The sequence below is a fragment of the Pseudomonas folii genome (assembly GCF_014357575.1).
Classification (GTDB): Bacteria; Pseudomonadota; Gammaproteobacteria; order Pseudomonadales; family Pseudomonadaceae; genus Aquipseudomonas; species Aquipseudomonas folii.
The window spans coordinates 49,840-62,910 of the sequence record NZ_JACONW010000013.1 but is presented as its reverse complement, the minus strand read 5'-3'; the positions used below and the strand labels follow the sequence as shown (position 1 = coordinate 62,910).

Below are 13,071 nucleotides of genomic sequence, written 5' to 3'. Positions count from 1 at the left end.
GGGAAGACATGAAAGCTTCCACAGGCGCCCAGGCAATCCATACGGTCGGCCTGGAGAATGCCGGGATATTCGCTAAATGTTCTTTGGCAGAAACTCCGTCCTCCCGGCTAAAGCCAGTTCTACGGGTTCAAACCATGGGGTCAGGCATCGGTTCAGCCTCGCAGGATCGTGCAATCAACAGCGCTGATCGGGCAAACGGTGGGAGGCCAGGCGACGTTATAATTCCTGAGTGTTGAAGCTTTCGGGAGGCGTGCAATGATGGATAAAAAGCCGCATGCTTGCCAGTAGACCTCAACAAAGTGGCCCGACATAATGTCGGCCGCTGTTTGCCTGTAACAATTCTTTTCCGCTTTGATTGCCCGGTTAACGAGTGATCAGCGCCAAGTCATATCAGCTTGACCATACCCTTTTAAAAAACCAGACCGGTGTTGATCCGTCTGGCGCTTTGCTATTGGAGCTCGAATGCTGTTACCCATTCTGCTGTTGTCGGCCGCAGGCTTTACTGTGCTGACAACCGAATTTGTCATTGTTGGCCTACTCCCCGGCATCGCCCGGGACCTTGAGGTAAGCATCCCGCAAGCAGGGTTGCTGGTGACGTTGTTCGCGTTCACGGTGGCCTGTTTTGGTCCGTTCCTGACCGCGTATTTCGCGCGCTTTGAACGCAAGAAGCTGTTCGTGACCGTAATGGTGCTGTTTGCGCTCGCCAATACCCTTGCGGCGCTAAGTCCCAATATTGCAGTGATGGGGATTGCGCGACTCATACCTGCACTCGGGTTGCCAGTGTTCTGGGCGTTGGCCAGCGAGACTGCGGTCGATCTGGTCGGCCCGGAGCACGCGGGACGGGCCATGGCAAAGATCACGTTCGGGATCGTCTGCGCCACGGTGTTTGGGATTCCGGTGGGCACGCTGGTTGCGGATGCCGTGGGCTGGCGTATGGCGTTCGGCATGCTTGCGGTGCTGGCACTGGCCAAGGCGTTGCTGCTGTTCGTGTATCTGCCGACCATTCACGTTACCCGGCAAGACGCTTCGCTGCGCCAACAGATGAGAGTTCTGCGCAGCCCAGTCCTGCAAGGCCATGTGTTGCTGTCCGTACTGGTTTTCTCCGGGATGTTCACGGCTTACACCTATTTGGCCGACATCCTCGAACGGCTGGCAGGTTTCAACGGCACCGTGGTGGGTTGGTGTCTGATGGCATTTGGTGCGGTGGGCCTGATCGGCAACTCGTTGGGCGGTCGGGCGGTGGACAAGCATCCGCTGATGGCTTCTATCGTGTTCTGCACGTTCATGGTGGCGGGCATGGTCGCTTTGATACCGAGCATTCACTCGCCGGTTTTTCTGGCGATGGCGTTGGCGACCTGGGGGATTACTCAGGCTGCGCTGTTTCTGGTCAGCCATGTGCGGGTCATGAAAGCCGCTGAGGGCGCGACGGCTTTTGGCGCGTCGCTGAATATCTCGGGTGCCAATCTGGGCATCGGCCTGGGCGCTATTGTGGGCGGACGGATGATTGATTCGTTTGGGCTGCAGAGTCTTGGCTACGCCGCCGCGTGCTTTGTCGGGCTTTCCATTCTGCTTGCCGTTCTGTTGATGGGCCGGCCGGTTTCCGAGCCGCTGCCGGAGTAAATCGCAACGGCTTCCAAACCCTTGGTCGGCCCTCGGTAGATATCCCGAAGCGACGATAGCAACCGAACCGGCACACCGCTAGAATCGCCGCCTGAATGAGCTTCGCCACTGCTGCTGGCGAAGTATTGCCTGTTTGGGGAATGTGATGGCGGTAGCCCGCGCGAAGTTTACTGAAGGGCTCATAGCACGCCATATCCTGGTGATGACCAGCACCAGTGCCCTGAGCCTGTTCGCGGTGTTTCTGGTAGACATCCTGACGCTGGTCTATGTCTCCATGCTGCACCAGCCCTTGCTGCTGGCCGCGGTCGGCATCGCCAAGGTGTTGATCTTTCTCAACAGTGCTTTGGCCAACGGTTTGATTATCGCGGCGGCGACGGTGTTGTCCGAGCGTATCGGGCATCGTGCGACCAAGGCCGTCTCGCGCTTCACCGCCAGCCTGATGTTGATGGTGCTTGTCGTGTGCGGTCTGTCAGCTGCCTTGCAACTGGCGTTGATCGTCCCGGTGACTCATCTGCTCGGTGCTGATGCTGCGACCTATGAAGCGGCAAGGGTATTTATCTGGCTGACGTTGCCATTCAGTGTGCTGCAGTCGTTGATGCAGATGACCGCGCAGATTCTGCGCACCGCCGGGGATAGTCGTCGGGCGTTGTGGGTGGTGTTGTCGGGCGCCGCTACGCTGGCGATTGCCGATCCGTTGCTGATTTTCGTCCTGGATCTGGGGCTGGAAGGGGCAGGCCTTTCCTATGCCTTGTCTGCGTTCATGTCTGCCTGTCTGGGGCTGTATTGGGTGCGTCGCCACGTCGGGCTGGCGATGTCCATCAAGTTCAAACTGCTGCGCATGCATGTCACGCGCACGTTCAGAGTTGCCTTGCCTGCCATGGTGGGCAATCTGGCGACCCCGGTGGGGGTGGCGTATCTTGTCTCGAGCGTGGCCACGTTCGGCACCTCGGCCCTGGCGGCAATGGCGGTTCTTGATCGGGTCCTGCAGTTTTCCTACTGCGCTTTTTTTGCCTTGCCGAGTGCATTGGCACCGGTGCTGGGACAGAATATCGGCGCTCTTCTGGATCAGCGGACGCATTCGGCAATTGCCTTTACCCGCAAACTGGTCATTGTCTATGGTCTGGTTGTCTGGGGATTGTTGCTGTTGGCAAGCGGGCCTATTGCGGACTTCTACAACCTGGAAGGTGAGGGCCGAGTGCTGTTTCTCGCGTTCTGCCAGTTTGGCGGTGGTTTGTGGGTGCTCATTGGTCTGGATTTCGTCTCGATTGCGGTGTTCGTGACGATGCAGCGGCCATGGCTGGTCGCTGTGTTTGCCTGGCTTCGGTCAACGGTCGGTACCGTACCGTTCATATTCGCCGGCACGCATCTGTTCGGAAGCAGCGGGTTGATGCCGGGTACGTTTACCGGTAACGCGTTGATCGCATTGCTGTCGACCTGGGTCGCGTCCATCACCGCCAAGCGATTCTTTATACGTCGGGCCCAGCCAGCGAGCGCCGGGAAAATTTGAATGCAGTTGTTATCGGATTTTTATGTCAGTTGACGAATCAGGGAATGAATCAGGCGAAGAGCTTTCGCCCAAGCGTCGCCGGGCCCCCAAGGGGGAGATGCGCAGAACTGCTCTGCTGGACGCGGCGACGGTCATTTTCGCCCGGGATGGTTACACCAGCGCATCGATGCGTGACGTTGCGGCGCTTGCCGGTATCACCACGGTAGGCCTGCTGCATCATTTCCCGAACAAAGAGGCGTTGCTGGCTGCACTGCTGGAGCGCCGTGATCAACGGGTGACTTCGAGGTTTCGCGATCTCACGACCGAGCTGACACTGACCGGCTTTCTCAAATTCCTGAGGTTGAGCATGGGGTTCAGTATCGAGGATGCTGCCGAATGCCAGGCGTCAATGGTGATGAATACCGAAAGCCTGTCTCAAGCACACCCTGCGTGTTCCTGGCACAAGGAACGGTTTCATCTCACCCACGATCACGCTCGCGGTCATTTGACGGCGTTGATAGAGGCGGGGGAAATTCGTGCGGACATTGACATCAAGGCCATGGCCCAGGAGATTTTCTCGGTCATGGATGGCTTGCAGATTCAGTGGCTGAGAAGCCCTGAAGAGGTGGATGTGATGGCGGTGTTCGACATCTATTTGCGGCGTTTGGGGAAGGACATTCAGGCTCGTCCTTGAGCCTGAATGCTGATGCTTAGTAGGTCTGAGTGGCGTTAACCTGTACGGCCTTGCGCAGGGGCAATGGCAGCGGGTTGCTGTCGCGGGTGGTCAGGTGTTCCGGGAACAGCGTGGTCAAGGTGCGGTTCAGGGTCAGATTCTCTGAGTCGGAACCCACGAGGATCTTGAACTTGCCAGCGTCCACATCCCAGCTTGCGGTCTTGTCGACGTAGTAGGCCAGGGAGCGCGAGTCGATCGGGATGCTGACGGTCTTGCTCTCGCCCGGTTGCAGGTACACCTTGGTAAAGCCTTTGAGTTCTTTTTCCGGACGATCAACCGCAGGTTTCACCGGTTGCACATACAGCTGTGCCACTTCGAAGCCAGCCTTGTCGCCGGTGTTGGTCAACGTGAACTTCACGTCGATGGTTGCGCCAGGGCTCAGCACGTTGGTCGACAGTTTCAGATCGCTATAGCCGAACGTGGTGTATGACAGACCGTAGCCGAATGGGTAAAGCGGTTTTGCGTGTTTCTTGTCATAACCGCGATAGCCCATGTACAGGCCTTCGCTGTAGGTCATCTCGGTCAGCGCATTGTCGCCACGGTAAGCAGCCGGGTCCGGATAGGACGCATAGCTCGGGTTATCTTCGATTTTCTTGTCGATGGTGATCGGCAGTTTGCCCGAAGGGTTGACCTTGCCATACAGGATCTCTGCCAATGCCTGACCGCCTTGCTGACCCGGGAACCAGGCTTGCAGGGTAGCGCCGACTTTGTTAGCCCAAGGCTGCATGTCTGCAACACCGCCGCCGTGCATTACCACGATGGTGTTGGGGTTGGCGCGGGTCACAAAGCTGATCAGTTCAGCCTGTTGGTCGGGCAGTTCGAAACCGTGGTCGGAACCTTCGCCTTCGTGCTCGTAATTGGAACCAGTCGCGACGACTACCGCGTCGTATTTCGACAGATCCTTCGGCGGACGCAGGGACGCCCAGCTCATCTGCACGCCGGTCACGCCGCCCAGTGCAGGGATGAAGTTACCCTGCACGCGCTGGTATTCCAGCTTCACGGAGTATGACTTGCCTGCCACCAGCGCGGCGGTTTTGCCGGAGGTGGTCATGGCGTTCACGACGTCGGCGGAGTACGGCACGCCGTCGCTCTGCAACACCAGCTCGTCGTTGACCCACAGCTTGTAAGGACCGTCTGCACGTACCTTGAACACGTGAGCGCCGGAAACCGTCGGCTTGATGTTCGCCGTAAAGCGAGCCGAGAACGCACCCGCTGAAGGGCTGAAACCGGATACGGCGGTGGTGCCAGCATTGGTTTCGTTGGTGCCGGTGGTCCAGTTGAGGTTCACACCTGGCTCGACACGGGTCACGCTTGGGCTGCCCGAAAAACTGGTGTTGGAGAAGTACTCGGCTTTCACCCCAGAGTTGTTCACACCGTTGCTACCCGTGGCAGGCTGGTACCAGGCCGCGGATTTCGGGTTAAGGCTCAGCTCGGACAGATAAGTGACATTCGAGCTGCTCGACGCCAGTTGCTGCAAACCGCTCAGCTCGGTGACGTAGCTGTTGGGCGGCGAGTTGGCGGTGCCGAATGGCGATGCCGGTGCCTCGTGTGCCCAGTCACCGATCACTGCGATTTTGGCAGTCTTGGCCAGTGGCAGCAGCGGTTTGCCTTCAGTGGTGTTTTCGTTGCGCAACAGCACGATGGATTCACGTGCGGTGTTCAATGCTGCACGTGCGCCGTACTCCGGGTGGTCCAGCGTCTTCGCGGTGTTGAGGTTTTCCTGGAAGTCGTAGCTGACGATGGCGCGCAGGTTGCGTTTGACCTTGTCATCGATGACGTTCTGGGTCAGTTGACCACTCCAGAGGTACGGCAGCAGGTTGGCTTCGGTAAATTGCAGACCCGACGGCATGTCGATATCGGTACCTGCCCAGGCACCCTTGAACGCATCGTGAATGGCGTTGAAGTCACTGATTACGGTGCCTTGATAACCCCATTCACCTTTGAGCACTTCAGTGATCAGGTGATGGTTTTCGCAGGCGTAGTCACCGTTGATTTTGTTGAAGCCGCACATGATCGAGGCGACGTTGGAGTTTTTCACCATCGACTCGAAGCCCGGCAGATACAGCTCGCGCAGGGTGCGTTCGTCAGCGATAACGTTGACCGCCTGACGATTGGCTTCCTGTTCGTTGGCCAGGTAGTGCTTGCCGCTGGCCTGGATGCCTTGCGCCTGAATGGCGTTGACCACCGCTGGAGCCAGCACCGCACCCAGGAATGGATCTTCACCGCTCATATATTCGGCTGAACGACCGTTGTAGGGCGTGCGGTACAGGTTGACGCCTGGCGACAGCATTTGCTGGCCGCCAGAGATGCGCGTTTCGTAGGCGATGGCCAGGCCGAACTCTTTGGCGCGGTTGATGCTCCAGGTTGCGGCGAGGGCAGACTGCGAAGGGTACTGCGCACCGAAGGTGGCGTTGTTGACGTGCACGCCCATGGACGAGTCGTACGCCGTGGTGCCTTTGATGCCCCACTTCAGCAGCGGCGGAATCATGTGCCCGTCGTTTACACGGGTGAAGTTGATCTTCTCGGACTGGTTCATGTTGTCCAGAATCGAACTGACACGGGCTTCAACGTCGTTGCCAGTGGCTGGCGTCACGGCTGCGAGAGCCAGGTTGGCCTGCAGAATGCTGAAGGTCAGCAGGCTAAGGCCGAGGGTGTGTTTGAAGGCTGACAAGGCGGGCGTCCTTTTTGCGGAGGCGATCGGCTGATAGTGGGACTGATTCATGGACGTTGCGCCTGCGCTGGAGCGTCGTCGGTGGCCACCGGTGCGTTGAGCACGGCAGAGGGGCCTTTTGTCGTTGGTGTACTGACGTTGGCAACCCCGGTCAGTTGGTCGCGCTTGGCCTCGACCTGCACGCGAATTTGTTCTGTGGAAGTTGCAGTGTTGGTCGCAGAAGCAGAGTCGGCCGCCAAGGCAGACAAACTATGGGCGCAGAGCAGCACTGCGCTGAAAACAGACAGCATGGGTCTGGTCATCGATTAAATCTCGATTAATGGTTTGGAGAAATAAATAAACGCGGTTGCGGCGATCGGCCGAACGTTAAGTCCAGCGCCAGGATTAAAAGTTCACTGACGAATAGAATATTTGGATAAAGTTTTTTATTAAATGATGGCACATGGCCTCAATCGGTGTTTTTTGAGTTTTGACTGATTTTTAGGGACGGGTATTAACAGTTTTAAGGTGGTTTATTGGTTTTAAATGTCGATATATAGAATATATGGGTGTTTTATTGCGTCAAAAATTGAATTTGAGGCGTTTCGTAGCTATTTCATAAACCTAATTGCAGTTAGGTTTAGTGATCTGATAAGCTTTGTCCATCGCTGGAAGTTGGTATTTTTTGTAGAAAGTATTGCTCTTTTAATGTTGTGTTAATGAAGTCGGTTACGCCTGATTTTCAGCGCTTTATATAAAGTATATTGCTGCCTGTCTGGGCGTGCTAATCACTATTTGAAGTCTCGGTTTGCCACGCAGGCATGTGATAGTCCGCATGCCGTTTAAAGTCTGCGCGTTATCATGATTTTTTGTTTGTGGCAGAAGAGCGTCTTTTCTCCGATTTATCTTTCAGATCCCTTCGCTTATGCCGTCCCCCGTTACTGAACCCTGCCGATTGCCGACCGTCGATGACCGATACACGGTTGATCTCGCAGTATTGACTGCCGTCCGGGTGCTCAATCTTGCAGGGGCAAGAAAGCTCACGTTCGGCCAGATTTATACCCGGCTGATCCGCTCCCAGATACGGGTTCCCACGATCACAGAGTGCGTAGTCGCCGTAGACGTATTGGTGAAGGAGGGGCTACTGGTGTCGGAGCGGGTGCTGGATGAGGATCCGGCGTTTCCGTACACCCAGCACATCATCAGTGGGCTGACCGAGATTGGCGCAGCCCTGCTGATCTAGGAGAGGTCAATAAAGGGAGGGTCAGCGACGGCCTGCTTTGCTCAAGACGTCGTGCAGTTTATTTCTCAGGTCGATCTCGTTGAACGGCTTTTGTACCACTGCCGAGCCATTGAGGCCCAACACGTCGGTATCGGCATAGCCGGTGACAAACAGCACGGGCAGGGCGGGATATTTTTTATGGATCAGGCTGGCTAGCTCGCCACCGGTCATGCCCGGCATTGCGAAATCAGTGAGTACCAGGTCGACGCTCTGATCCAGCATCGATAGCGCCATCGCGCCGTCTTTCGCCTGCTTGACCTTGTACTCCATGGATTCGAGCATCTGCACGGTCACGGCTCGAACCTCGGGATCATCATCTACCAGCAAAATCGTGTGCGCCCCACCTACCTGCGCCGGGGCCTGATTCAGGGGTTTTTCTTCCGGCAGGACGGCAGGCTTATCAACGCTGGGCAGATAGACCAGAACCCTCGTGCCCACACCCAGTTCGCTTTCAATCATCACGCCGCCGCCTGACTGCTTGGCGAAACCGAACACCTGAGCCAGACCCAGACCTGAACCCTTTCCGACATCCTTGGTGGTGTAGAACGGCTCGAACGCGCGCAGCAAGGTTTCAGGGCTCATGCCGCTGCCTGAGTCGCGGATAGCCAGAACCACATATTTGCCTGGCTCCGGATCTTCGGGGCGGACCGCAGGCTGAGTGATTTGCGCGTTGAACGTGGAGAAGCACAGCGATCCGCCCATGGACATGGCATCTCGCGCATTGATCGCAAGGTTGAGAATGATCATCTCGGTCTGGGTCGGATCGCCCATGGCGTACCACAGATCACTGGCCAGATCGGTCTCGATCCAGATGCTGCCGCCCAGTGCGCGACCGAGGAGGGTGCCCATGCCGCGAATGGTGTCGTTAAGGTTGATCGCGGTAGGTTGCAACCGTTGGCGTCGGGAGAACGACAGCAATTGGGCCGTGAGCCTGGCACCGCGCTCGCCCGCATCCTTGACGTTCTGCAAGCGCTTGACGGTCTTGTCCAGTGTGCCGCGTTCGATATCCCTGATCGCGAAGGTGGTACTGGTGAGAATCACGGTCAGCAGGTTGTTGAAGTCATGAGCGACGCCGGCAGTCAATTGACCCACCACTTCGAGGCGCTGCATTTGCTGCAGATCGGCTTCAATGCGTTCCCGCTCGCTGATCTGGGATCGCAGGCGCTGGTTGGCTGCAGCCAATTCATCAATGACCGCGCGCTCTTCGGTAATGTCACGGACGGCGGCATACATCAGCCCATCCTCGGGCACGATGGTCCATGACAGCCAGCGGTAATCACCTGACTTATGCTTCATCCGGTTGACGAAGCGTGTCGATACATTGCCCTGAGCGATGCTCTCCATTTCGTGGAGGGTCGTGTCGAAATCTTCCGGGTGGATCAACTCCCACAAGCGCATCTGACTGATTTGCTCATGGGACCAGCCCAGTGTTGCTTCCCAGGCCGGGTTGAAGGAAATCGGTGTCATGTCCAGTTGCAGGACGGCCAGCAGTTCTCTGGACAGCTCCCAGATCCGGTCCCGCTCACGGGTACGCTGTTCAATACGGGCGCCCAATACCTCGTTCAGCTCAACGAGCTCACGGGTGGCCTGCTTGCGCTCAGTGATGTCCTGCATGACGCCCGTGATGCGCACACATTGACCGTCTTCGAACACCGAACGGCCACTGGAGAACAGCCAGCGCGATCGGCCTCCGGGCATCAGGGCGCGGTATTCGATCTGATAGTCGGATTCCCGCGCGATGGCTGCACTGATCTTTGAGTCAAGTAGCGGTCGATCATCCGGATGGCAGCGATCCAGAAGAAACCGCAGATTGACCGCGGTGTTGGGCAGGATTTCGTACAAGGCATTACAGCGCTCATCCCAAAGCATCCGGCCGGTGGCGGGCTGAATCTCCCACACGCCCATCATGGCTGCTTCGATGGCCAGCCGGGCCCGCACTTCCACGTCCTGAAGGGCGGTTTCCGCTGCTCGACGCTGAGTCCTTTCGCGTACCTCTGATACGGCCCGCCTGACGGCCTTGGGCAGCATCTTGAAGTTTTGCTTGAGGACGTAATCCACCGCGCCCAGGCGCATCATTTCTACGGCTTGCTGCTCGCCGAAAATGCCTGAGAGAAAAATGAAGGGAGTTTCCGGCGCTAATTGCTGAGCAATTTTCAGGACTTCTGCGCCGGAAGAGCCCGGCAACAGAAAGTCACACAACACCACATCAAAGACTTCCTGACCCAGCGCCTGGGAGGCACCCTGATGATTGTGCACCAGGGTCGAGTCAACTTTGATACCACTGGCCTCCAGGGACAAAAGGGTCAATTCCGCATCTTGCGGACTGTCTTCGATGAGGAGGATCTTTAATTCGTTCAGTGGCATTAAGTCTGACTGCGCTTAATCAATTTGGGATCAGGAGCTGGTACGACGCTGAGCTCTGACCGAACCTGGTGGTGGTTCGTTCAGAACGGCCCAGAAAATACCGAGATCGGAGATGGCGCTGACGAACTCCTTGAATTCGACAGGCTTGACCACGTACGCGTTGACACCCAGTTCATAGGCGCGTGAAAGGTCCATTTCCTCTCGGGAGGAGGTGAGCATGACCACCGGAATGCTGCGCAAGTCATCGGAATGGCGAATGGCGTCCAGTACCTGCAACCCGTCGACCTTGGGCAGTTTCAGGTCCAGAAGCAGGACCGCCGGATTACCGTCCACGCGATCGGCGTAAGCATTGCGGCGGAACAGGTAGTCAAGGGCTTCCGCGCCGTCGCGCAGAACGATCACTTCGTTGGCCAGTTGGCTGCGTTCGAGCGCCACCAGGGTCAGTTCCAGGTCGTTGGGGTTGTCTTCAACCAGCAGAATTGGCTTGAGCATTATTTTTCCTTCGTACTCCGACGACTGGGTTCAGGATTTTTGTAAGGAAGGGTGAAAGAGAACGTTGCTCCTTCGCCCAAAACGCCTTGCGCGTGAACGGTGCCACCATGGCGCTCGATGATCCGCCGCACATTGGCCAGGCCAATGCCGGTACCTTCGAACTCTTCCATCCGGTGTAGACGCTGGAAGACTCCAAACAATTTATCGGCGTATTGCATATCGAAGCCCACGCCGTTATCACGAACGTTGACGACAACACCCTGAGATTCCTGAACCGCAGTTATTTCAATGACAGCAATGGTTTCATTGCGGGTGTATTTGATTGCGTTGGCGAGCAGGTTGCGCATCGCCAAGTGTAGAAAGGCCGGGTCGGCAATGATGATCGGCAATTTGCCGACCCTCCACTCGATTGTCCGTCCTTCGTAGTCGGGCTGCATTTCTCGCTGGATCGATTCGACCATGGCCGTGAGATTGACCTCTGACTGGCGCATGGCAGAGCGTCCCATCTGCGAGAAACTCAGCAGATTGTCCACCAGCGTACCGGCGAACTTGGCGGATTCGCCGATGGTGTCGAGGAAGCGCTGGCCGCGGTGAGAGAGGTTGGCCTCTTCCATATCCTTGAGCAGTTCGGCATAACCTGCGATATGTCGAAGTGGCGCCCGCAGGTCATGAGAAACGCTGTAGGAGAAGGCTTCGAGCTCTTTATTGCTGCGCTTGAGCTCCGTGGCCAGTTGCGCCATTTCTTCGGCTTTGCGGAGCACGATGCCGAGAACCGCAAGGCGCAGTTCCGCCACGCCTTCCAGCTCGGTGTCTTCCCAAAGAGACGAATATCCTTCGACATTCTGTTTCCACAGCTCGAAGCTCTGTCGAGGGCTCAGTGCGCCGTTTCTATCAACGGCTTTCTCGGGTTTGCCAGCCCAGTGAACAACGCGGGCCAGCTCGGGTTTGAACCAGATGAGGTAGTTCGAATGCAGCTCGGAAATCGACACTGCCAGCACGCCACTCACTGATTTGGCCAGGCCTGGAATTTGCGCGATGTCGAGGCTGACATTGTTGGTATGAAAGACATTGGGCCCACCACGTTCTGCCAGCCACTCGGCAAGTGCCTGAACATGTCGCTCGGCAGGCGTCTGACCGAACAAGTGGCACTCTTCCTCGGAAACCACGGCTGCGCCGCAGGCACCCACGAACCTGATAAATGTGTCTGACAGGGATTGCAGGCCCTTGAACACGCTGTCGTGATCAGCCATTGCGGCGAGCATATGAACGATGTCTTTGCGCAGGCTCAACATCCGATGGCTGCGCAGGTGAGCTTCTTTGGTTTCCACTTGCAACGATAAAACCCGACCAAGCAATTCACAGGCCGAGCGTGTCTGGAAACTGACCGGGTGCGGGGCAGGGTTGTGGCAGGAAATCAGGCCCCACAGTTGACCATCAACCACAATCGAGATGGACATCGAGGCGCCGGTGCCCATATTGCGCATGTACTGCAAGTGGACCGGGGAAACGCTGCGCAGTGTCGCGTAACTCAAGTCCAGAGGGCGCAGGGTTTTCGGATTGGTGCCAGGAATGATCGCTGACGGGGTGTAATTCGAATCGGCAATAATCCGGATGCGGTTGAGGCAATACAGTTCACGTGCCTGCGCCGGGATATCCGAAGCCGGGAAACACAGGCCCAGGTAGCTGGGAATCCCTGGGTCAACCAATTCGGCATTCACCAGTCCGTTACCGGCTTCATCGAAACGATAAGAGTTGACACGTCCGAAGCCGGTGATGCGCTTGATGAAGCGGACAGAGCGATCACACAGCTCGTCGACGCTTTCTTCTTCGCGCATCTGGCTGATGAATGCACGCACCAGTGGATACAACTTGCCGTGCGCCGTTACGGTGTCGCCGGCCGGTTCGAACTCGGCAATCAGCACGCCTTCGTGACGGTGCAACATCATGGCTACGTGTTGCCCGGCACGATCACCTTTGAGAAAGGTGACGTCACCCACGTGGTAAGGCTGCGCCTCATCTTCGTCCAGCTCACCTAGCTGGCCGACAAACGCCGAGCCATTTTTGACCAGAGAGTCCAGATGACTGCCCAGCAAATCGGCAGTATCAAGATTTAGCCAATGGGTAATGTTTTCACTGATCTGAACGATCGTCATCTCTGGTTCATCAATAACGATGAGGAACCCTTGAGGCTGAATGCTGCCCGGCGTGCGAATCGGTTCGCGCGCGCAGTTATCAATGGCAGCCTGCAGAGATGCCTGAGTGTCGATCACGGTCAAAACTTTCCCCTTTGAAGGCTTTTGAGACGGTTGGCACAGGCTCAGATCGTGAGCTGAAGAAGGCCGAATAGCATTCGTCCCGAAAAATCCGATGACACAGTATCAAATTATTAATGGCCACACTGTGGCCGTTGACAGGTTGTCGGATAATTTGAGGGGAAATTTACA

The 13,071-nt window shown here is 56.8% G+C and carries 9 protein-coding genes; 4 read left to right on the top strand and 5 right to left on the bottom strand.

Features of this window, described 5'->3' with window-relative positions:
- The first annotated feature begins 462 nt into the window (after positions 1 to 462).
- From H8S59_RS05140 to H8S59_RS05130, 3 genes are all read left to right on the top strand, one after another.
- Positions 463 to 1,620 carry an MFS transporter gene (locus H8S59_RS05140; RefSeq protein WP_095101613.1) on the top strand — a complete coding sequence of 386 codons (1,158 nt, stop codon included), beginning with the start codon at positions 463 to 465 and terminating at the stop codon, positions 1,618 to 1,620.
- A gap of 145 nt (positions 1,621 to 1,765) precedes the next feature.
- Entirely contained in the window at positions 1,766 to 3,127 is a 1,362-nt protein-coding gene (locus tag H8S59_RS05135) for an MATE family efflux transporter (RefSeq protein ID WP_187520705.1), read from the top strand.
- 22 nt (positions 3,128 to 3,149) lie between these two features.
- Entirely contained in the window at positions 3,150 to 3,800 is a 651-nt protein-coding gene (locus tag H8S59_RS05130; RefSeq protein WP_187520704.1) for a TetR/AcrR family transcriptional regulator, read from the top strand.
- Between the two features lie 16 nt (positions 3,801 to 3,816).
- On the opposite strand, the gene H8S59_RS05125 is transcribed toward H8S59_RS05130, so the two are convergent.
- Both H8S59_RS05125 and H8S59_RS05120 read right to left on the bottom strand, forming a co-directional pair.
- Positions 3,817 to 6,561, bottom strand: a complete 2,745-nt coding sequence (locus H8S59_RS05125) for a beta-glucosidase (protein WP_176469994.1) — start codon at positions 6,559 to 6,561, stop codon at positions 3,817 to 3,819.
- A complete protein-coding gene (locus H8S59_RS05120) occupies positions 6,558 to 6,800 on the bottom strand; it encodes a hypothetical protein (RefSeq protein WP_187520707.1) in 243 nt (80 codons plus the stop codon). Before H8S59_RS05120 ends, H8S59_RS05125 begins: the two co-directional genes overlap by 4 nt.
- A 614-nt stretch (positions 6,801 to 7,414) precedes the next feature.
- Between H8S59_RS05120 and H8S59_RS05115 the strand changes: the two genes are divergently transcribed.
- Positions 7,415 to 7,732 (top strand): hypothetical protein, encoded by a 318-nt coding sequence (locus tag H8S59_RS05115; RefSeq protein ID WP_187520703.1) that lies wholly within the window; start codon positions 7,415 to 7,417, stop codon positions 7,730 to 7,732.
- A gap of 21 nt (positions 7,733 to 7,753) precedes the next feature.
- On the opposite strand, the gene H8S59_RS05110 is transcribed toward H8S59_RS05115, so the two are convergent.
- Genes H8S59_RS05110 through H8S59_RS05100 form a run of 3 tightly spaced genes read right to left on the bottom strand, consistent with a single transcriptional unit; the run spans position 7,754 to position 12,903 of the window.
- Positions 7,754 to 10,135 (bottom strand): hybrid sensor histidine kinase/response regulator, encoded by a 2,382-nt coding sequence (locus H8S59_RS05110; protein ID WP_187520702.1) that lies wholly within the window; start codon positions 10,133 to 10,135, stop codon positions 7,754 to 7,756.
- A 30-nt stretch (positions 10,136 to 10,165) separates the two neighbouring features.
- Positions 10,166 to 10,627, bottom strand: a complete 462-nt coding sequence (locus H8S59_RS05105; RefSeq protein WP_027898985.1) for a response regulator — start codon at positions 10,625 to 10,627, stop codon at positions 10,166 to 10,168.
- Complete coding sequence (locus tag H8S59_RS05100) at positions 10,627 to 12,903, bottom strand: ATP-binding protein (RefSeq protein WP_187520701.1); 2,277 nt, start codon at positions 12,901 to 12,903, stop codon at positions 10,627 to 10,629. Before H8S59_RS05100 ends, H8S59_RS05105 begins: the two co-directional genes overlap by 1 nt.
- Between the last annotated feature and the right edge of the window lie 168 nt (positions 12,904 to 13,071).